We start from the raw sequence: 20,964 nt of genomic DNA, 5'->3' as shown, positions 1-20,964 counted from the left end.
GACCGGCCGGCGGGAGCAAGCTCCCTCGCCACAAAGATCTCAGTCGAACATGAACAACGCATCATTGCTGAACTGCGCTTCGAAATGCGCCGCCGGCATCGGGCGGCCAAACAGATAACCCTGCACCTCGTCGCAGCCGTGTTCACGCAGGAAGTCGAGCTGTTCGTGGGTTTCCACGCCCTCGGCGATCACCGCCAGGTTCAGGCTGTGGGCCATGGCAATGATCGCTCGGGCAATCTGCGCGTCCTGTTCGCCGGACGGCAGGCCGTCGACGAAGGTCCGGTCGATTTTCAGTACATCGATCGGGAATTGCTTCAAGTAGTTCAGCGATGAATAACCGGTGCCGAAGTCGTCGACGGCGATGCTCAGGCCGAGGTTTTTCAGCCCGGCGAGAATCTGCATGGCTTCGCTGACTTCACGCATCAGGATACTTTCGGTCAGTTCCAGCTCCAGGCAGGCCGGTGGCAGGCCCGTGTCCTTGAGGATGGTGGCGATGCGCGTGCCAAGCTGGCCGTCGGAGAACTGTCGCGCAGAGATGTTCACCGAGACTTTCGGAACACGGACCTTGCTCTGGTGCCAGCTCTTGAGCTGACGGCAGGCCTCGCTGATCACCCAGTCACCGACATCCACCACCAGTCCAAGCTCTTCGAGCACTGGAATGAAGTCTCCCGGTGGCACCAGTCCGCGACGTGGATGCCGCCAGCGCAGCAGGGCTTCGGCGCCGGTCAGGCGTTTACCGTCGCCGCTGAATTGCGGTTGGTAATACAGGACGAATTCGTTTTGCTCAAGGGCGTGGCGCAGGTCGCTTTCCAGTTCCAGGCGCTCCAGGGCGCTGGCGTTCATGTCCGCCTGATAGAACTGGAAGTTGTTCTTGCCGCGCTCCTTGGCGTGGTACATCGCTGTGTCGGCGTTCTTCATCAACTGGCTCAGTTCATTGCCGTCCTGCGGACTCAAGGCGATGCCGATACTGGCGGTGACAAAGAACTCGCGGCCTTCGAGGACAAACGGCTTCACCAGGCTGGCAAGGATTTGTTCGGCCACATGAATCGCCCGGTTCAGCGCGATCTCGCGGCTGGCACGCGGTTGCAGGAGCAAGGTGAACTCATCGCCACCCATGCGCGCCACCGTGTCGTCATTGTCGACGCAAGCGAGCAGGCGGGTGGCCATTTCCTTGAGCATGCGGTCGCCGGCGGCGTGGCCGAGGGAGTCGTTGATCGGCTTGAAACGGTCGAGATCGAGGAACATCAGCACGACCCACGACTTCTGCCGCTCCGCCGATTGCAGCGCGGTGTGCAACCGGTCCTGGAACAAGGTGCGGTTGGGCAGGTGGGTCAGGGCGTCATAGTAGGCGAGGCGGTGAATCCGCTGTTCGCTGGCCTTGCGCTCGCTGATGTCACTGAAGAAGCACACGTAGCTGGCGAGGTCGCCTTCGTCATCGAGTACCGCCGTAATGCCGACCCACGCCGGGTAGTGTTCACCGTTGCGGCGCTTGAGCCAGACTTCGCCTTCCCAAGTGCTGTGCTGGTGCAGTTGCTTGAGCACATAGCGCAGGTGGGCCTCCTGCTGATCATCGACGGTCAGCATGTTCGGTAGCTGGTCGAGGACCTGCGCCACTTCGTAACCGCTGACACGGCTGAAGGCTTCGTTGGCCTGCACGATGTAGCCGGCCGGGTCGGTGATCAGAATCGCCGACGTCGAGTGCTCGAAAACCGTGGCCGCCATGCGCAGGTCTTTCTCGGCGCGGCGCTGCTGGCTGATATCGCGACCGACCCCGAGCACACCTTCGAACGCGCCATGTTCATCCCAGACCAGGACCAGGCGCAGTTCGATCGGGATTTTGCGCCCGTCGGCGCGCAAACAGTCGAACAGGAACAGCTGGGTTTGCACCTGGCTGCGCAGTTGCGCCAGTTGCTCGGGTTTATCCAGAGCCTTGCTGACCCGCTCCATCAGACTGTAGATGCCGGTCAATTGTTGCGGGTTGGCGATGGTAGATTGCCAGCCGTTCTGGAAAATCCAGTCAACGTCATAGCCGAGCACGGCGTTCACCGACGGGCTGACGTAATTGAGCGAGAGTTTGCTGTCGGTGGAGAAAATCACGTCGCTGATGCTTTCAGCGAGCATCCGGTAACGCTGCTCGCTGTCGCGCAAGGATTCGCTGGCTTCGATCTGATCGGTAATGTCTTTGGCCACGCCAATGATGCGGGTGACCTGGTCATGTTTGTCCCGCGCCAGCGCCTGTTCGCGGATTTCGAAACGCCGCCATTTGCCGTCGCGGTGGCGAAAACGCAACTGGCACTGCATCAGTTGGGTGTATCCGGCCTGGCGCTGTTCCTGACGCAAGCGGTGGTAGTGATCGGCATCTTCGGGGTGCAGCAGAATCTCCCAGAAGTATTCGCCCATCTGGTGCAGTTCGGTTTTGTTGTAACCCAGCGTCTGGCCCAGGTGGTGGTTACTGAAAATCATCCGCTGGCTGATCACGTCCTGCACGTAGAGATGATCGGGGACGGTACGCACGACATCCGACCAGAAACCTTCACGCTCCAGCAGCGACAACTCGACAATTTTACGGCTGGTGATATCGCTGATGCTGAGGATCACCGCTTTGGCGTCGTGCTGTGCTTGTGGCAAATGCAACACCAGCCACAGATGCTGGTCGTGGCCCTGGGTGTCCCTGAGCTTGATCTCCAGTTCCAGCTGTTTCTGCTGGTTGAGCACGGCATCGAGCAACTGGTTGCCGATGGCATTGCCATCCAGTGGCCCGCCTTCGATCAGCAGCTTCCAGGCTTGCTCGCTGGACTGGACGTTGAGCAGGTGCAAGGCGACCTGGTTGACCTCGGTGATGCGCAACTCTTGTAGCAACTGTCGGCGTTGTTCGGCGTTCTCCAGCCACCGCTGCAATTGCTCGCTGGTGTGCAGTTGCGCCTTGTCGAGGCAGGCTTTGAGTCCGGAGAGATCCAGTACGCAGAGCGCAACACCGGTGCCGTCGAAAATGTCCCGATAGCGCCGACGTCCGTCGTGCACCTGACGCTGGCGTCGGCGCATATTCAACAATGCGATGAGTGGTAGCAGCGAGAAGGCCAAACCCAGCAGGCATTTGCCGATAAACACTGGCAGCAATTGTTCGAACACTCGTTGCCGGTCAAACAGTCCGCGTAATTGCCAGTCGCTGTTACTGAGTGGTACGACCAGTACGCTGTTCGCCAGGTCATTGGCGTTTACCGTGTCCGGTTTGTTCGAAGGTAATCCGTCGTCGCGGCTGATGATCTGTTGGTTGATGCGGTTTTCCACCACCCACAGCGGACGGATTCCTGTGTCACTCTGTTTGGTCAGTGAAGAGAAAAAAGTCGGCCGCAGGCGCAAGACCCAGTAGCCGCGCGTGTTTCCGCTGGCCTGGTGCAGCAACAGGTGCACCACCGAGCCGTCGTTGGCGTTGCTGAAGTAATGCGCCTGCGCGTGACTGCGCCGGACCAGCTCGCTCAGGTAGTCGGCATCCTGGCTGTCGCTGGCGCTGTCACTGAGGATTTTTCCCGAGGGGCTGAGCAGCGCGAGGCTGAGTAAATCAGGCAGCGATTGCTGCAGTTTGCGCAGCAGCGCCTGTTGCTGATCAACGGTCTGCGGTTTTTCGACGATCGGTAGCAGATTCAGTGCGATCTGGGCGTTGAGTGTCATGTTCAGGCTGACTTGCGCGGCCAGATCGGCGGTGTAGTCAATGGTGTACTGGCGCTGGCTGTTCTGGGTTTCGCTCAGTTGGTCGAACAACTGCCAGAGCAGCAATCCGATCAACAGCAGGACAAGCGTCGCCAATGCACCTTTCAAGGTGCCGCGCAGGGGCGATCCGGTCGCAGGACTCAGTGCGCTCACGGACGAAGGCGGAGTGACATTGGACAAACTGTGATCCTGCGGTTTGGCTGGATTGGCGCGACGTGCACTATAAGCCGGACGCCCGGAGGGCGGCTAGCATGCCTTGAGCTGTGGCAAAGTGCCAGCCCCTCTCGGCTGGACTGCCTTTCATCATTAAGGTAGCTTTGCCGGTTACGCGGGAGCGTTCCAGCTCTTAGACTCAGGCTTTTTTCGCGCGCACGAATTGATAGCGATCAATCGCTGGCGGCGCGTATGGCCTGGCCCGGGCTTCGCCCGTGCTTATATTCATCAGTCACTGACCCTAGGTTCTCCATGGCTCAATACGTCTTCACCATGCATCGGCTGGGCAAAGTTGTTCCGCCGAAGCGGGAAATCCTGAAAAACATTTCACTGTCGTTCTTCCCGGGCGCCAAGATCGGCGTGCTCGGCCTCAACGGCTCGGGTAAATCCACACTGTTGAAAATCATGGCCGGTGTCGACACCGAGTTCGACGGCGAAGCCCGTCCGATGCCGGAACTGAATATCGGCTACCTGCCGCAAGAGCCGCTGCTGGATCCGACCAAGACCGTGCGTGACGTGGTCGAGGAAGCGGTCAGCGTGATCAAGGATGCGCAAGCTCGCCTGGATCAGGTCTACGCCGAATACGCCGACCCGGATGCCGACTTCGACAAACTGGCCGCCGAACAGGCCAAGCTCGAAGCCATCCTGCAGGCGGGCGACGGTCACAACCTGGATCGCCAGCTGGAAGTCGCCGCCGATGCGCTGCGTCTGCCGGCCTGGGATGCCAGGATCGAACACCTGTCCGGTGGTGAAAAGCGTCGTGTGGCCCTGTGCCGCCTGCTGCTGTCCGCACCGGACATGCTGCTGCTCGACGAACCGACCAACCACCTGGACGCCGACTCCGTGGCCTGGCTGGAGCATTTCCTCCATGACTTCCCGGGTACCGTGGTTGCGATCACGCACGACCGTTACTTCCTGGACAACGTCGCCGGCTGGATTCTGGAACTCGACCGCGGCGCCGGTATTCCTTACGAGGGCAACTATTCGGGCTGGCTTGAAGCCAAGTCCGATCGTCTGGCCGCCGAATCCAAACAGCAGTCGGCCCATGAAAAGGCCATGAAGGAAGAACTGGAGTGGGTGCGCAAAGGCGCCAAGGCCCGTCAGTCGAAATCCAAGGCGCGTCTGCAACGCTTCGAAGAAATGCAATCGCAGGAATTCCAGAAGCGCAGCGAAACCAACGAGATCTACATCCCGGCCGGTCCACGCCTGGGCGACAAGGTCATCGAATTCAAGAACGTCAGCAAGGGCTATGGCGATCGCGTGCTGATCGACAACCTGTCGTTCTCCATGCCTAAAGGCGCCATCGTCGGCGTGATCGGCGGTAACGGTGCGGGTAAATCCACGCTGTTCCGCATGCTGATGGGCAAGGAAACACCGGATTCGGGCAGCATCGAAGTCGGTGAAACCGTGCAGCTGGCCTGCGTCGACCAGAGCCGCGAAGACCTGGACGGCAGCAAGACCGTGTTCCAGCAGATCTCCGACGGTTCCGACCAGATCCGCATCGGCAACTACGAGATCCCGTCGCGCACTTATGTCGGTCGCTTCAACTTCAAGGGCGGCGATCAGCAGAAGTTCGTCAAGGACCTGTCCGGTGGTGAGCGTGGTCGCTTGCACCTGGCCCTGACCCTGAAAGAGGGCGGCAACGTCCTGCTGCTCGACGAACCGTCCAACGACCTCGACGTTGAAACCCTGCGTTCCCTGGAAGAAGCCCTGCTGGACTTCCCGGGCGCCGCCATTGTGATCTCTCACGATCGGTGGTTCCTTGACCGCGTCGCGACTCACATCCTGGCGTACGAAGACGACTCGCAAGCGGTGTTCTTCGAAGGTAACTACACCGAGTACGAAGCCGACCGCAAAAAGCGTCTTGGCGATGCCGCTTCCCAGCCACACCGGGTGCGTCACAAGAAACTGGCCTGATCGGCCGGGTGCATGAAAAACGGAGCCTTCGGGCTCCGTTTTTTTTGCGTGAGCTTTCTCTGGCTCAGGGCTCAGGGCTCAGGGCTCGGTTCAGTTCGGCTCGATGCGGATGATTTCGATCAACTGATCGCCGGCCGGTCGTTGCCAGAGCACTTCGTCGTTCAGCTGTGCGCCGAGCAGCGCCCGTCCCAGCGGTGAGCTCCAGTTGATCAGGCCTTTGGCGGCATTGGCCTGATCTTCGCCAACCAGTTGCACGCGTCGTTCGGTGCCCCGTTCATCGGCGTAGGTCACCCAGCTGCCAATCTGAACCTTCTTGGTGGAAGTGGCCGGTGTCACTACTTGAGCGCTTTGCAGGCGTTGCTTGAAGTAACGCAAATCACGCTCGAGATCGGCCAGCCACTGTGGGTCAGCCTCCTCGCGGGCCGATTGTTCGCCGTGCAGGTTTTGCAACTCGGCGACTTTGGCCTGCAGCAGGGCGAGGCCTTCGGGCGTGACGTAGTTGGGCTGCGTGCTGACCTGGCGTTCAACCGGTTGGTCGGCTTGTGGGGTGGCGTTATCTTCATTGACGAAAGCGCGGCTCATGGCGGTTCTCCCTGAATGGGGTTTCGGCCATCGTCGCAGGCTTCTGGTTTCGAAGGTTGTCCGAAAACGACCTGCTGCGAGCGATAGCCCCTTGCTACACCCTTGAAAGGTGGTGATCAATCCATCGTCGTGGTTGCAAGGTGGGCGTGTTCAGCCAGTTCCTGTTCGATGAACGCGGCGATCATGGCTCGATACACCTGCTCGATGACCTGCGGGTTGGCACCGACCTCTTCAGACAGTGCCCGGACTTTGGCGATGACCTGTTCAACACGCTGCGGTGCCTTCACCGCGTCGCTGTCTTTCTTGAAGCGAGCGGCCTGCGACACATAAGCGCCGCGCGCGGCCAACAGGCTGACAATTTGCCGATCCAGCCGGTCAATGTTATCGCGTACTTCCTCGAGGGAGCGGCAGTTGGCATCCATGTAGTTTGAGCTCCTTGTATAAACATAGTCTTCAACGTCGGGGGATTCACACTCCCGTTGTGGGAGCGGGGTTCAATAGTGATACCACTTCACCTCAAGCATAACCTCGTTTTCGGGGGAAGCGATGTGGCTGAACTCACGTTGGGCGCTCAGGCGCAGGCCGAGGTTACGCGACAGCTCCCACTGCTGGTTCAGACTCAGGCTGCGGCGCACTTCACCATTGGTGAAGTAATCACCTTTGGTTTCCAGGCTCAGATTGCCCAACGGGTTCTTCCACAGAACACCGCTGTTGAAACCGGCGGCGGGAGTGATGAAACCGGCAAAGTCGCTGTTGTGCTCGATGCGTACGGTGCCAAGGGCGAAGCCGAGAACGTCGTCGCCCAGTTGCCAGGTGCCGCCGGCGCCGCCGTTGACATGGCTGACCAGGGTTTCGTCGTTATGCTTTCCCGGGACCCGTTCCAGGCCACCGGTCACCTGCCAGGACCACGGTTGCAGCAGCTCGTTGCGCGGGGTCAGTGAGCGGATGGTCGCGAGGTCCAGTTGCTGCAATTGCCAGTGATTGCCTTCGTACTGGCGCAGCTTCATCTGGAGAATTTCAATCTGCGCACCGAGGGGAAAGCTTTCGGCGTTGTCGTTGAGGTCGTGATAGGCCATGCGCAGGCCATATTCACCAAAGGCTTTGTCGCCACGGGTGCCGATGCCGGCCTGCCAGGTGCGCGATTCGTGACCGTTTTCCGGCAAGCCCGGGCGTTCGATGGACAACTCCGGTGGCGGGTTCTGGTTGATCGCCCGCAGCAGCTCGAAGCTGCGTTGGGCGCGCTGTGGATCGCGTTCCTGGCCGTTGGCGCGGTAGCGCTCAAGACGGTAGGCCGCGTCGATAATCAGTGCCAGACGATCACGTGGCAGCGCCTTGAAGGTCGGCTCCTGCAAGCGTTTCTGGTCGGCGCTGACCTTCAACACCCATTGCTGTTCATCGCCTGAGAGCGGTTTGGCACGGCTCAACAGCTCACGTTCGCGGGACGGACGGTAATCGATTTTCTCCACCAGCCCGGCGTCTTTCACGGCTTTGACGGTGTCGGTGGGGATCGCCGTCAGCGGGAATTGTTCGGTGAGCCTGAGGCTCGGTCGCGCCACTTGCAGCAACTCCAGCAAGCGGTAGGAGCAGTTTTCATCGAAGAAGAAATAATCGAACTGAATCTGCTTGAGCTCCCAGACATGCTCGACCATGCGCTCGGTTTCTGCCTGTGTCAGGTTCAACCGGTACTCCCACAGATCGCGGTTTTCCAGGCTGCGGTATTCCGAGAGTTTTTCCTGGTAGGGCACCAGCGCGAACAGCCCCGGATAGCCGCCCATCAGGCCTTTCCAGGCATACAGAATGCTGTTGTCCGAACCTTCGATATAAGCGCCGAAATTGATCGCGTAACTGAGCAGGGCAGTGTGGTCGGTTTGCACGTCAGCCTGATCGATGCGCAACAAGGTATGACCGAACATCGATGACGGGCTGTTCAGATAGGCCGCCGGAAAAATCATCACCGCGCTGTGGGGTGATACGTCCTTGAACCATTGTTTGAACTCGCTGCAATCCACCGTCGGCAAATCGTTCAGGTTCAGTTGGGCTTTCAACCAGCGGGTACGTGCCGGGTAAACACATTGCGCGTGCTGCTGGCCTTTGCTGGCGGGAGCGTAGAGCGCTTGTACGGTGGCCGCCAGCTCTGCGTCGGGATGTTCGGCGCCGTTGGCCGCCAGGAAGAACTTCTTGTCGCTGACATAGCTGCGCCAGCCACCGAGTTTTGCGCTTTCGTAGTGGCCCAGGGAAATCCAGAACCGGTCGTTGGCCAGTTGCTGCAAACGTTGGTTGTCGATCAGAGTCGCGGCGGACAGCGGGGCGCAGACAAACAGCGCCAGACAGGCAAGGCGTTTGAGCATGGTGGGCTACTTAATTCAAAAAAAGACCCAAAGTGGGCTAGGTCCAAAAAACAAAACCCGCTCCGGTAACAGAGCGGGTGAGGTCGAGCTTAAGCCGGGGTGGCATATTTGGCCAGGCGAGCATCGCCTTTGAGTACCGCCAGGGTATTGGTATGCACGTCTTCAGCGGTCACGTCAGCCTTGCTGAAAATCTGCTGGAAATGCTCGTGGGTGACGGTGGCGAAATACGCACGGTCTTGCGGCGCGACGCCCAGTACCACGGCATAGGTGGTCAGCGCTTCGCCGGAGCCCTTGGCCATGTCTTCGGACAGTTCGTTCATCATGCCGTTCATGGCGATCCAGGATTTGCCGCCATAGGTCAGCGCGGCGTTGGTTGCGCAACCGTTGGTGCCGGATGTCATGCCGAAAGTGGCGTTGCCAGAAGTGCCGTTGGTGGTGGATGCCAGGAAGTGTGCCGGGGTGCCACGCTGACCTTCGAACAGCATGTTGCCCCAACCGCAATCCGGGCCGCCTGGCGCCTGGGCCATGGCGTTGAGGGATGCAACGGTGAAGAGAGTACCAAGAAGAATCCGTTTCATAGCTGTGTTCTCTTTTGTTTGCGTACCAATGGACAGGGGTTCTGGCGCCGCTCCGACGCCATTGGGCCGGTGATTAGTCCAGCCGCGCAGTTTGGAGTTTAGGCACGATCCGGGGGTTCCGTGATTTTTTGCCAAACATTCCCAGTAACCATTGATTTAGCCCTGGCCCGTCCAGGGTTTGGCTCTTGACTATGCTTTTACCCAAGGCGCGCCTTGCCAGTCGGGCACGGGCAGCGCCAGAATGCCTTCAATTGCCCCGCCTGATGTAAGGAAGCCCGATGCCTGATCCTGTTGCTGCCAGCTTGCGTCTAGCGCCTGAAGCGCTGACCCGTCCGTTTTCCGCTGAACAGTTCAGCTTCTCTACCACCAATGAGCTGGAGCCTTTTCGCGGCGTGCTCGGCCAGGAACGTGCGGTTGAAGCCTTGCAGTTTGGTGTGGCCATGCCACGCCCCGGTTACAACGTGTTTGTCATGGGTGAGCCCGGTACCGGCCGGTTCTCTTTCGTCAAACGCTACCTGAAAGCCGAAGGCAAACGCCTGCAGACCCCGGCGGACTGGGTCTACGTCAACAATTTCGATGAGCCGCGCGAACCTCGCGCACTGGAGTTGCCGTCGGGGACGGCCGGTGCGTTCATCACCGACATCAACGGCCTGATCGATAACCTGCTGGCGACGTTTCCAGCGGTCTTCGAGCACCCGTCCTACCAGCAAAAGAAGAGTGCCATCGACCGCGCCTTCAATCAGCGCTACGACCGTGCACTGGACGTGATCGAGCGCCTGGCGCTGGAGAAAGAAGTCGCGCTGTACCGTGACAGCACCAACATCGCCTTCACCCCGATGAGCGAAGGCAAGGCGCTGGACGAAGCGGAATTCGCCCAGTTGCCGGAAGCCGTTCGCGAGCGCTTTCACGAGGATATTTCCGGACTGGAAGAGCGGCTGAACGAAGAGTTGGCCAGCTTGCCGCAGTGGAAGCGCGAGTCGAGCAATCAACTGCGCCAGCTTAACGAAGAAACCATCACCCTGGCCTTGCAGCCATTGCTTTCGCCGCTGTCGGAAAAGTACGCAGAAAACGCGGCGGTGTGCGGTTACCTGCAAGCGATGCAGGTGTATCTGCTCAAGACGGTGGTCGAGCAACTGGTCGATGACAGCAAGACCGACGCGGTCGCCCGTAAGTTGCTCGAAGAGCAATATGGCCCGAGCCTGGTGGTCGGTCATCCGCACAGTGGCGGTGCCCCTGTGGTGTTCGAACCGCACCCGACTTACGACAACCTGTTCGGCCGTATCGAGTACAGCACTGATCAGGGCGCGCTCTACACCACTTATCGGCAGTTGCGTCCGGGCGCGCTACACCGGGCCAACGGCGGCTTCCTGATTCTGGAAGCCGAAAAAATGCTCAGCGAACCCTTTGTCTGGGATGCGCTGAAGCGGGCCTTGCAGTCACGCAAACTGAAAATGGAATCGCCGCTGGGCGAGCTGGGCCGACTGGCCACGGTGACCCTGACACCGCAACATATTCCGTTGCAGGTCAAAGTCGTCATCATCGGCGCACGCCAGCTGTATTACACGCTGCAAGACCTCGATCCGGATTTCCAGGAGATGTTCCGGGTACTGGTGGATTTCGATGAAGACATCCCGATGGTCGATGAGAGCCTCGAGCAGTTTGCTCAGTTGCTCAAAACCCGCACCTCGGAAGAAGGCATGGCCCCGCTGACCGCCGATGCAGTGGCGCGTCTGGCGACCTACAGTGCGCGGCTGGCCGAGCATCAGGGCCGTTTGTCGGCGCGCATTGGCGATCTGTTCCAGTTGGTCAGCGAGGCGGACTTCATTCGCGATCTGGCCGGTGACGAGATGACTGATGCCGGGCACATCGAACGTGCGCTCAAGGCCAAGGCCACCCGCACCGGGCGTGTGTCGGCGCGGATTCTCGATGACATGCTGGCCGGGATCATCCTGATCGACACCGCGGGCGCGGCGGTCGGCAAGTGCAACGGGCTGACGGTGCTGGAAGTCGGCGACTCGGCCTTCGGCATACCGGCGCGAATCTCTGCCACGGTTTACCCCGGTGGCAGCGGCATCGTCGACATCGAGCGTGAGGTCAACCTCGGGCAGCCGATCCACTCCAAGGGCGTGATGATCCTCACCGGGTATCTGGGCAGCCGTTACGCCCAGGAATTCCCGTTGGCGATCTCGGCGAGTATCGCGCTGGAGCAGTCCTACGGTTACGTCGATGGCGACAGTGCATCGCTGGGCGAGGCCTGCACGTTGATTTCGGCATTGTCGAAAACCCCGCTCAAGCAGTGCTTCGCGATTACCGGTTCGATCAACCAGTTCGGTGAAGTGCAGGCGGTGGGCGGGGTCAACGAGAAGATCGAAGGCTTCTTCCGTCTTTGCGAGGCGCGTGGCTTGACCGGCGAGCAGGGCGCGATCATTCCTCAGGCCAACGTCGCCACATTGATGCTCGATGAGCGGGTGCTGGCGGCTGTGCGTGCCGGGCAGTTCCATGTCTATGCGGTGCGTCAGGCCGATGAGGCACTGAGCCTGCTGGTGGGCGAGGCGGCCGGCGAGCCGGACGAAGAGGGTCAGTTCCCTGAGGGCAGCGTCAACGCGCGCGTGGTGGAGCGTTTGCGGGTGATCGCGGAAATGATCAGCGAAGATGATTTGAAAGAGGCCGAGAAGGAGCATGCGCAGGCGCAGGAAGCATTGGTTGCGGCCAAGCCTGCCTGATCCAGAAACTGTACACAGCCATTGTGGCGAGGGAGCTTGCTCCCGCTGGGCTGCGAAGCGGCCCTGAAATCGGTAACGCGGCTCTTCAGTCAGAGCGCGTGCACCGGTTTACGACTGCTTCGCCGCCGAGCGGGAGCAAGCTCCCTCGCCACGGGGTTTGTGCATGGCGCTGGGTCGTCATCGTGGTAACGATTTTTGCCGCTCGGGTGACGTCAAAAAACCAACAACGACCATTCGGCGCCTTCTAAGCTCCGTCAACTTGCTGACTCGACTTTTCTTCTATGCTCAGGACAAGGACATCGACAGTCATCACTGGATCGAGACAGCCTTCCCGTGGAGGCTGAATACCCGATTTACCGAGGGTCGCCGCCATGCCGCGCAACCTCTGCCTCACCCGCCAATGCCTGGGCCTGGTTACCCGTATTGAATGCAGTATTCGCCCGCTTGCCGGGGACACCGGTATGTGGACCTTGTTGTTTGCCGCCGGAATGGCCGGTGAGCAACCTTCCGCCATCAAGGCCCAAGGCCCGTTTCATGGTCCTTTCGTGGCTGAGTCGATACTCGATACCATCGTTGAAAGCCTGACTCTGCACGGCTATCAGCTGGCCGATGACCCGCAAATCTGGTGTTTGCACTTGCAAGCCCAGCTGCGGGAAATCAATGGTGGACGCTGCCGAAATCCGGGTGGTTTTCAGTTCAACCCCGAGCATTAGTGACTATTCGACAGGGTTGGGGTTTTCGGCCTTGTCGAGCTTGACCTCGAATCCGTATTCGACGGTATTGAGGTTGGTGCGCTGGTAGGTTTCCAGGCTGGTCGGCTGGCCGTAGAAATAATGCACCTCAACCACCGCCGGGCCTTCTGCGCTGGCGTCATGGCTGACCGCAAGAATCTCCTTCAGGTAGTTACCGCTCGCGTCCTTGGCGAAGAAGCGCCAGTCCTGGGCGGGGAATACTTTCTGGTCAACCACCAGGGCATTGCCCTTGAGCTCCAGACCTTTGGGCAGCTTCTGGGTGTCGAGGCTGCTTTTTTCAATATTGGCCAGAAACAACGGCATCGAGCCGACGGCATACGCCGGCGTCTCGGGGAACAAGGTCAGGTCGTAGGTGATGGTGGCGCGTAGCGGGTCGATTTCGAAGGCCTCGGCTGGCAATTCGATGGGCTCGCCACGTTTACCCTTATCGTCCTGGGTGAAGAAGGTCACGGGAGTGTCACCAGGGCTGAATGAGGAACCGAGCAGTTCGTCGTTGAAGCTTTTCGGGTGATCGAATTCGATGCGTGCCGCACTGGCGTCCTCGACGGACTGATTGACGTGGATGTTCTTTTTCAGCTGTTCCTCATCCAGTGTGGCGCCTTTGAGCCAGGTTGCGGCCTGATCGTCGTACACGACCACGGGCAGGTTCAGGCTCTGGAGGGTTTTATCCGTGGTATTGCGGTCGAAGCGGCGTACTGGCAGTTCCAGGTCTTTACGGGTCACGGTGACGGCCGAGAAGTCGAGGACGTTGACTTCGAGGTTTTCGATGGGACCGTTGAAGTACACCTTGGTGTAATGATGAGTCTGCTTGTGCTCGAAAGCCTGTTGCTCGTCTTCTAGCTGTTTTTCGAACGCATCGCTCCAGGCGGTCTGCTTCTGCATCTCGGCCAGTTGTTTTTGATAGAACCCGATTTGTGCGGCATCTTCGTTGATCGAGCCCGAGCGTGAGAGAAGCTGTCCGGTCGTGTCCCTGGCCTGGACAATCAGCGGATTGAGCTGGGTATCGCTGACGTCTGGTGCCAGTGCTGCGCTGTTGTTGACTTCGACCTCGGCGTAGTTCTTTTCGAGAGCCTTCAGGGTGACGCTGATGTTGTCGTCAGTGCGGGTCTGGCCCACGTCCTTTTTCGTCAGGTCGAAGGTGAATACCTTGCGCGGTGCAATGACCTCGACTTTACCTTTCAGGGTTGTCGGTTGCGGCTGGCTTTTGCTGTCGATGTTCTCGCCCTCGACAAAAGGGTAGGCCACGGTCAGGTCATCCGGATTGGTCAGGCTGGCGCTTGAAGGGCTCAACTGAATGCCGGGATCGGTTTCCGACCATTCGGGCTGGAAAGGGACGACCTTCTTGTTGCTCAGCGTGACCGACTGCCATTCCAGCCCATGCGGAAAGGGGAACTCGGAAGGCATGTTGAAGCTGAAGGGAAACACCGGCTGCAAGTCGGTCAGGTAGTCGGAGCTGGAGTCCTTGCGCAATACGAACAGGCCGTTGATGTAGGTGTCGACCAGGGCTTGGGGGGTTGGATAGTGCTTGAGCAAGGCCATGGCGTCTTCGCCGTATTCGGTGGCGATCGGCTTGATGGCAAGCTTTTGCTGTGCGCGTTCGAGCAGCAGCAACGAGCCGCCGAGGTTGGCCACGGCATCCTTGAGCTGGGGATCCTGAATCGCGTCCAGCGACTTCTCGAACTGTGCGGTCTTCTCCTCGAGGTTTTGCGGGCGCTTCTCATCGCTGGGTGAGCAGCCGCCGATCAATACCGCGAGGCAAAGGCCGACAGTCGTTAAAGGCAATCGCAAATCCATTTTCCGGTTTTCCTCTACAACGCAAATAAACAATGCGAATGCTTTGGACACTAGCAGAAAAACGCTTTGGCAGACTCGCAGGTTGTGGATTTGTCTGCGGTTTATGGGGTTTTGAGCGGCTGATATACTCGCCGCCGTTTAAAACCCTTGTGTGAGATTCAATGGAACGTTTTGTCGAAAATGCAATGTACGCCTCGCGCTGGCTGCTGGCGCCGATCTACTTCGGTTTGTCCCTGGGCCTGCTGGCCCTGGCGCTGAAATTCTTTCAGGAAGTCTTCCACGTTATCCCCAACGTGTTCTCGATGGCCGAGTCCGATCTGATTCTGGTGCTGTTGTCGCTGATCGACATGGCGCTGGTAGGCGGCCTGCTGGTGATGGTGATGATTTCCGGCTACGAAAACTTCGTGTCCGAACTCGACATCGATGAAGGCAAGGAGAAGCTCAACTGGTTGGGCACGATGGACTCTTCTTCCCTGAAGATGAAAGTCGCGGCCTCGATCGTGGCCATTTCCTCGATCCACCTGTTGCGCATCTTCATGGACGCCAGGAACGTCGATCCCGAGCACCTGAAGTGGTACGTGATCATTCACATGACCTTCGTGATCTCGGCGTTTGCCATGGGTTACCTGGACAAGCTGACCAAGCACTGATCCGCTTGGGAATGCTCCCTGTGGCGAGCGAGCTTGCTCGCGCTCGGCTGCGCAGCAGTCGTAAAACCTGAGGGCGCGATTTACCTGATGAACTGCATTGGCAGGTTTCAGGACCGCTTCGCGCCCCAGCGCGAGCAAGCTCGCTCGCCACAGCCGTTGTGAAACGGACGGGCGGCGGCGTTTCTGGCTTGTGCTTTTGTGCGCCGAGGCATATCCCTGTAAATGTCTTGGCTCGCCATCGCGCGGGGTGCGCTCATGAACCTGCAAGAGTTGAACGCCTATGCCATCGCCGGGAAGGTCGATGAGCTGAATCTGATCTCGATGGAAGGCGGGATTTATCTGTTGGAGGCACGGATACATGGCGCCGCTCATCCGCTCGACGACTCCCATGGACAAACAGTGCTTCTGCGTTCGGTGGAGCACGCTCGTGAAGTCCTTCATGCCTTTCCCAAGCTGACATTCAACCTGATTCACACCTCGGTGCACGACGAGATGTGCGGTCTGGGCACCAGCGGGGAAGAGAGCCTGAAGGTGCCCATCTCCTGATAGCGCTGACAGCCCTGATCACCGCAATGGCATCTGTGCTAGTCTGCTCGCCCTTTTGGTTCCGGGCGCTCCGGGATGCGCTGTGCACGCACGGCAATGTCCCGAGCCGTCCGCACAGCGGAGCAGTGTCATGTCCGAAGTAAATCTGTCCACCGACGAAACCCGCGTCAGCTACGGCATCGGCCGTCAGTTGGGCGACCAACTGCGCGACAACCCGCCACCGGGCGTTAGCCTGGACGCGATCCTGGCCGGTCTGACCGACGCATTCGCCGGTAAGGAAAGCCGTGTTGGCCAGGAAGCAATGTCTGCCAGCTTCAAGGTCATCCGCGAAATCATGCAAGCCGAAGCGGCTGCCAAGGCTGAAGCGGCCGCTGGCGAAGGCCTGGCATTCCTGGCTGAAAACGCCAAGCGTGACGGCATCACCACTCTGGCTTCCGGCCTGCAGTTCGAAGTACTGACTCAAGGTGAAGGCGCCAAGCCAACCCGTGAAGATCAAGTGCGCACTCACTACCACGGCACGCTGATCGACGGCACTGTGTTCGACAGCTCCTACGATCGTGGTCAGCCTGCAGAATTCCCGGTTGGCGGCGTGATCGCCGGCTGGACCGAAGCCCTGCAACTGATGAACGCCGGTAGCAAATGGCGCCTGTACGTGCCAAGCGAACTGGCTTACGGCGCACAAGGCGTTGGCAGCATTCCGCCGCACAGCGTTCTGGTGTTCGACGTTGAGCTGCTCGACGTTCTGTAAGCCCCCGAATGTGTAGGAGCAGAGCTTGCTAGCGATCGCATCACTGCGGTTTTACCGTTGAACCGGGTCGCCTGCATTGCGAGCAAGCTTTGCTCCTACGGGGTTTACGTCACTCATATTTCGAACTTGGTGTTCGAATCATTCATCGGGCGCAATGCCCGGGCGTAGCAGAATAGGAACAGGTTGCGTACCAGCTCCTTGAGCACCACTGGCTCGCTGGAACTCAGGCCATTGAGGTCGAGGTCGCCCTGGTCTTGCAGCTCACTCAAGGCTTCTTCTTCCAATACCGCACACACTTCCCCGGTTTCCCGATGCAGGATCCTGAGGTACGGGTGTGGACGATCCAGCCATGCATCGATCAAGTAAGTCATGATGCTCATCTCCTTTTTAATGGTTTGATGAGAATAATTCCTATTCAATTAATAGCAAGTACCTATTGGCGATTTCTGCTGTTTTCTGTAGGGGAATTGCTGAGCGTCAAAACGGCTGGCGTTTTGCTATTGGGAGGATTGCTGGGGGATCAGGCGAGGGTGAGGCTCCATCCCACGCAGGGCGCAGGATGGAATACAGCAGGTTCAGACTTTTCTGACGAACTCGGATTTGAGCTTCATCGGGCCGATACCGTCGATCTTGCAGTCGATGTCGTGGTCGCCATCGCACAGGCGGATGTTCTTGACCTTGGTGCCGACCTTGACCACCAGCGATGTGCCCTTGACCTTGAGGTCCTTGATCACGGTAATGGTGTCGCCATCTTGCAGGACGTTGCCAACCGAATCCTTTTTCACGGTTTCATCGGACGCTGCGTCGGCTTCGCCGTTGGCGGACCACTCGTGGGCGCACTCTGGGCAGATCAGTTGGGCGCCGTCTTCATAGGTGTATTCGGAATTGCATTTCGGGCAGGGTGGCAACGTGCTCACTAAAGCTCCTTGGATTCAGGATGGCTAAAAGCGCACATTATATAGGGTTTTAAGCAGGAGAGGGCGCAGCGGTGACAAGCCTGTGGGAGCGGGCTTGCTCGCGAAGACTGACGAACATTCAACATTGATGTCGACTGCTATGCCGCTTTCGCGAGCAAGCCCGCTCCCACAAAGGTTGGCTCTTAGTGCGTGCGGGCGACCGCAAACTCGCTCAGTTCGACCAATGCATCCCGGTATTCGCTGGCAGGCAGCATTTCGAGGCATTTGATCGCACGGGCCACGTAATCGCGGGCCAGTTGTGCGGTGTAGTCCAGCGAGCCCGAGGCTTCCACGGCAGCGCGGATGCTTTCCAGGTCTTCGATACCACCTTTCTGAATTGCCCGGCGCACCAGTGCCGCTTGTTCTGGCGTGCCTTCGCGCATGGTGTAGATCAGCGGCAGGGTCGGCTTGCCTTCGGCCAGATCGTCACCGACGTTCTTACCCAGGGTTTCAGCGTCGCCTTTGTAATCCAGCAGGTCGTCGACCAGTTGGAAGGCCACGCCGAGGTGGTCGCCAAAGGTGCGCAAGGCTTCGCTCTGTTCTGGCGTCGCGCCAGCCAGGGCCGCGGCACTGTGGGTCGAAGCCTCGAAAAGCATCGCGGTTTTGCCGCGGATGACTTCCATGTAGGTTTCTTCGGTAGTGCTGGCGTCGCGCACCTTGGACAGCTGCAGGACTTCGCCTTCAGCGATGATCCGCGTGGCTTGCGAGAGAATCTTCATCACCGGCATCGAGCCCAGTTCGACCATCATCTCGAACGAACGCGAGTACAGGAAGTCACCCACCAGCACGCTCGGGGCATTGCCCCACATGGCGTTGGCGGTCGAGCGGCCACGGCGCATGCCGGACATGTCGACCACGTCGTCGTGCAGCAGGGTGGCGGTGTGCAGGAATTCGATGGTGGCGGCCAGCAAGCGCATGTCGTCGCCTTCGCGCCCCAGGGCCTTGCCACACAGCAACACTAATAAAGGACGCAGGCGTTTACCGCCAGCCGAGGTAATGTAGTCGCCGATTTTCGATACCAGCGGCACTCGGGAAGTCAGCTGCTTCTTGATGATGCCGTCGACGGCGTTAAAATCGTCCGCCACCGCGCGGTAGAAAGCTTGGGGTTGCATCAGCGACAGTCGCTCCAGAAGGGTTGCGCGGCATGCTAGGACCCACGTCCGGGCCTGTCAAGGCGCGATGGACGGCCACTTGCAACGCGCTCGTGCCTTGCGTACAATCGCGCACCCTGAACTTCCTGGGCAGCACCTGCCTTACGCAATTGCATTTGGGTCGTTCCATCCCATGCAGCCATGCCAGCCAATACCTCTTCTTATAAAGAGCTGGGTGAGCAGGATTATCGGAGAAATACCATGTCGTACGCAGTAATCGTTACTGGTGGCAAGCAATACAAGGTCGCCCCAGGTGAATACCTGAAGATCGAGAAACTGGAAATCGCTACCGGCGAATCCGTGACTTTTGATCGCGTTCTGTTGGTCGCCAATGGCGATGACGTGAATATCGGCGCTCCAGTTGTTGCTGGCGCTACCGTTGTGGCTGAAGTGATCTCCCAAGGTCGTCACGATAAAGTCCGCATCATCAAGTTCCGTCGTCGTAAGCACCACATGAAGCGTATGGGCCACCGCCAGTGGTACACCGAGATCAAAATCACCGGTATTCAGGCTTAATTTCAGCCTAATTCCTCACTAGGAGAATTGAACTCATGGCACACAAAAAAGCTGGTGGTAGTACCCGTAACGGTCGCGACTCAGAAGCCAAACGCCTTGGCGTGAAGATGTATGGCGGCCAGAAAATCATTCCGGGCAACATCATCGTGCGTCAGCGCGGCACCCAATTCCACGCCGGTTACGGTGTTGGCATGGGTAAAGATCACACCCTCTTCGCGAAAATCGAAGGCGTGATCAAGTTTGAAGTAAAAGGCGCGTTCAACCGCCGTTACGTGAGCGTTGTCGCGGCTTAATTGCGCGATCGCTGGAAAAGCCCTGTCTTGCGACGGGGCTTTTTCGTTTGTGGGGTGAGTCTCTTGCAAAACTGTTTGTATGGGCTGCCGGCGCTGGATTATGCGGTCGTTGATTGAGGTCGCTGCGCTCATTTTTGCAAGAGTCTTATGTCTTAGTGTTTTTCGGCTCGTCCGTATGGCGAGAGGCGTTTTGTTATGAAGTTTGTTGATGAAGTATCGATTCGAGTAAAGGCTGGCGATGGCGGCAATGGCTGCATGAGTTTCCGTCGGGAAAAATTCATCGAAAACGGCGGTCCTAACGGCGGTGACGGTGGTGACGGCGGCTCGGTCTACATGATCGCCGACGAAAACCTCAACACCCTGGTCGACTACCGTTACACCCGGCACTTCGATGCCGAGCGTGGCGCCAACGGCGGCAGCACTGACTGCACCGGTAAAAAAGGTGAAGAGCTGGTCCTGCGGGTTCCGGTCGGCACCACGGTCATTGACTCTGCTACGCAAGAAGTCATTGGCGACCTGACCAAGGCTGGTCAGCGTCTGTTGGTGGCGCATGGCGGCTGGCACGGTCTGGGTAACACCCGTTTCAAATCCAGTACCAACCGCGCGCCGCGCCAGACTACGCCGGGCAAGCCGGGCGAGCAGCGTGACCTCAAGCTGGAAATGAAGGTGTTGGCCGACGTGGGCCTGCTGGGCTTGCCGAATGCCGGCAAAAGTACCTTTATCCGTTCGGTCTCGGCGGCCAAGCCGAAAGTTGCCGATTATCCGTTCACCACGCTGGTGCCAAACCTTGGTGTGGTCAGCGTCGATCGCTGGAAGAGCTTCGTCATTGCTGACATTCCAGGTCTGATCGAAGGTGCTTCCGACGGCGCGGGCCTGGGGATTCGCTTCCTCAAGCACTTGTCGCGTACCCGTCTGTTGCTGCACCTCGTCGACATGGCGCCGCTGGATGACACCAGTGCTCCGGACGCAGCTGAAGTCATTGTCAGCGAGCTGACCAAGTTCAGCCCTTCGCTGGCAGAGCGCGATCGCTGGCTGGTGCTGAACAAGTGCGACCAGATCCTTGAAGAAGAGCACGAAGAGCGGGTCAAGGAGATCGTTGATCGTCTGGAGTGGACCGGTCCGGTCTACGTGATCTCGGCCATTGCCAAAGAAGGCACCGAGCGCCTGACGCGCGACATCATGCGTTACCTGGAGGATCGTGCCGATCGTCTGGCTAACGACCCGGTCTACAAGGAAGAGTTGGCCGATCTCGATCAGCGCATCGAAGATGAAGCCCGCGCCCAGTTGCAGGCGCTGGATGACCAGCGTGCCCTGCGCCGCAGCGGCGTGAAGTCGGTCCATGACATCGGTGACGATGACTGGGACGAAGAAGATGTGGATGATGAAGATGGTCCGGAAATCATTTACGTGCGCGACTGATTCGTTGCAGTAAACTTAAGCGCCGCTCTATCGAGCGGCGTTTTGGTATCTGGAAATCGGTAGTCACGAA

The 20,964-nt window shown here is 58.9% G+C and carries 18 protein-coding genes; 9 read left to right on the top strand and 9 right to left on the bottom strand.

From position 1 onward, the window contains the following. Positions 1-39: 39 nt before the first annotated feature. Positions 40-3,888: a bifunctional diguanylate cyclase/phosphodiesterase gene (locus tag KRR23_RS17040; RefSeq protein WP_216743443.1), complete on the bottom strand. Its 3,849-nt coding sequence runs from the start codon at positions 3,886-3,888 to the stop codon at positions 40-42. Between the two features lie 285 nt (positions 3,889-4,173). Here KRR23_RS17040 and ettA point away from each other — a divergent pair, with 285 nt between their 5' ends. Further along, a complete protein-coding gene (gene ettA / locus KRR23_RS17035; RefSeq protein WP_216743442.1) occupies positions 4,174-5,838 on the top strand; it encodes an energy-dependent translational throttle protein EttA in 1,665 nt (554 codons plus the stop codon). Positions 5,839-5,928: 90 nt separating this feature from the next. On the opposite strand, the gene KRR23_RS17030 is transcribed toward ettA, so the two are convergent. The 4 genes from KRR23_RS17030 to KRR23_RS17015 all read right to left on the bottom strand — a co-directional run bounded on the left by KRR23_RS17030 (position 5,929) and on the right by KRR23_RS17015 (position 9,346). After that, positions 5,929-6,420, bottom strand: a complete 492-nt coding sequence (locus KRR23_RS17030) for a GreA/GreB family elongation factor (RefSeq protein WP_019691604.1) — start codon at positions 6,418-6,420, stop codon at positions 5,929-5,931. Between the two features lie 116 nt (positions 6,421-6,536). After that, complete coding sequence (locus KRR23_RS17025; RefSeq protein ID WP_216743441.1) at positions 6,537-6,842, bottom strand: chorismate mutase; 306 nt, start codon at positions 6,840-6,842, stop codon at positions 6,537-6,539. Between the two features lie 72 nt (positions 6,843-6,914). Then, the gene (locus tag KRR23_RS17020; RefSeq protein WP_216743440.1) at positions 6,915-8,768 is read right to left on the bottom strand and encodes a DUF4105 domain-containing protein; all 1,854 of its coding nucleotides are present in this window, start codon (positions 8,766-8,768) and stop codon (positions 6,915-6,917) included. 89 nt (positions 8,769-8,857) lie between these two features. Next, entirely contained in the window at positions 8,858-9,346 is a 489-nt protein-coding gene (locus tag KRR23_RS17015) for a DUF3015 domain-containing protein (protein WP_054595506.1), read from the bottom strand. A 278-nt stretch (positions 9,347-9,624) separates the two neighbouring features. On the opposite strand from KRR23_RS17015, the gene KRR23_RS17010 reads away from it, so the two are divergent. After that, complete coding sequence (locus KRR23_RS17010; RefSeq protein ID WP_216743439.1) at positions 9,625-12,069, top strand: Lon protease family protein; 2,445 nt, start codon at positions 9,625-9,627, stop codon at positions 12,067-12,069. Positions 12,070-12,440: 371 nt separating this feature from the next. After that, complete coding sequence (locus KRR23_RS17005; RefSeq protein WP_019691608.1) at positions 12,441-12,782, top strand: hypothetical protein; 342 nt, start codon at positions 12,441-12,443, stop codon at positions 12,780-12,782. Positions 12,783-12,785: 3 nt separating this feature from the next. On the opposite strand, the gene KRR23_RS17000 is transcribed toward KRR23_RS17005, so the two are convergent. Further along, the gene (locus tag KRR23_RS17000) at positions 12,786-14,615 is read right to left on the bottom strand and encodes a hypothetical protein (RefSeq protein ID WP_216743438.1); all 1,830 of its coding nucleotides are present in this window, start codon (positions 14,613-14,615) and stop codon (positions 12,786-12,788) included. A 161-nt stretch (positions 14,616-14,776) separates the two neighbouring features. Here KRR23_RS17000 and KRR23_RS16995 point away from each other — a divergent pair, with 161 nt between their 5' ends. The 3 genes from KRR23_RS16995 to KRR23_RS16985 all read left to right on the top strand — a co-directional run bounded on the left by KRR23_RS16995 (position 14,777) and on the right by KRR23_RS16985 (position 16,559). After that, positions 14,777-15,265 carry a TIGR00645 family protein gene (locus KRR23_RS16995; protein WP_019691610.1) on the top strand — a complete coding sequence of 163 codons (489 nt, stop codon included), beginning with the start codon at positions 14,777-14,779 and terminating at the stop codon, positions 15,263-15,265. A gap of 255 nt (positions 15,266-15,520) precedes the next feature. Beyond that, complete coding sequence (locus KRR23_RS16990) at positions 15,521-15,811, top strand: DUF6482 family protein (protein ID WP_216743437.1); 291 nt, start codon at positions 15,521-15,523, stop codon at positions 15,809-15,811. Positions 15,812-15,941: 130 nt separating this feature from the next. After that, entirely contained in the window at positions 15,942-16,559 is a 618-nt protein-coding gene (locus KRR23_RS16985) for an FKBP-type peptidyl-prolyl cis-trans isomerase (protein WP_054595509.1), read from the top strand. Positions 16,560-16,672: 113 nt separating this feature from the next. Here the strand turns inward: KRR23_RS16985 and KRR23_RS16980 are convergent, their stop codons facing one another. From KRR23_RS16980 to KRR23_RS16970, 3 genes are all read right to left on the bottom strand, one after another. Beyond that, positions 16,673-16,930 carry a hypothetical protein gene (locus KRR23_RS16980; RefSeq protein ID WP_054595510.1) on the bottom strand — a complete coding sequence of 86 codons (258 nt, stop codon included), beginning with the start codon at positions 16,928-16,930 and terminating at the stop codon, positions 16,673-16,675. 204 nt (positions 16,931-17,134) lie between these two features. Then, entirely contained in the window at positions 17,135-17,476 is a 342-nt protein-coding gene (locus KRR23_RS16975; protein WP_054595511.1) for a zinc ribbon domain-containing protein YjdM, read from the bottom strand. A gap of 182 nt (positions 17,477-17,658) precedes the next feature. Next, the gene (locus KRR23_RS16970; RefSeq protein WP_054595512.1) at positions 17,659-18,627 is read right to left on the bottom strand and encodes a polyprenyl synthetase family protein; all 969 of its coding nucleotides are present in this window, start codon (positions 18,625-18,627) and stop codon (positions 17,659-17,661) included. A 240-nt stretch (positions 18,628-18,867) separates the two neighbouring features. Between KRR23_RS16970 and rplU the strand changes: the two genes are divergently transcribed. From rplU to cgtA, 3 genes are all read left to right on the top strand, one after another. Then, a complete protein-coding gene (gene rplU, locus KRR23_RS16965; RefSeq protein ID WP_003176051.1) occupies positions 18,868-19,182 on the top strand; it encodes a 50S ribosomal protein L21 in 315 nt (104 codons plus the stop codon). A 35-nt stretch (positions 19,183-19,217) separates the two neighbouring features. Beyond that, the gene (gene rpmA / locus KRR23_RS16960) at positions 19,218-19,475 is read left to right on the top strand and encodes a 50S ribosomal protein L27 (protein WP_003176049.1); all 258 of its coding nucleotides are present in this window, start codon (positions 19,218-19,220) and stop codon (positions 19,473-19,475) included. 195 nt (positions 19,476-19,670) lie between these two features. Next, entirely contained in the window at positions 19,671-20,894 is a 1,224-nt protein-coding gene (gene cgtA / locus KRR23_RS16955) for an Obg family GTPase CgtA (protein ID WP_019691616.1), read from the top strand. The last annotated feature ends 70 nt before the right edge of the window (positions 20,895-20,964 follow it).

This window comes from Pseudomonas sp. CVAP#3, assembly GCF_018986375.1.
Lineage (GTDB): Bacteria > Pseudomonadota > Gammaproteobacteria > Pseudomonadales > Pseudomonadaceae > Aquipseudomonas > Aquipseudomonas helvetica.
The sequence above is the reverse complement of the archived record's forward strand: the minus strand, read 5'-3'. Positions and strand labels throughout refer to the sequence as shown.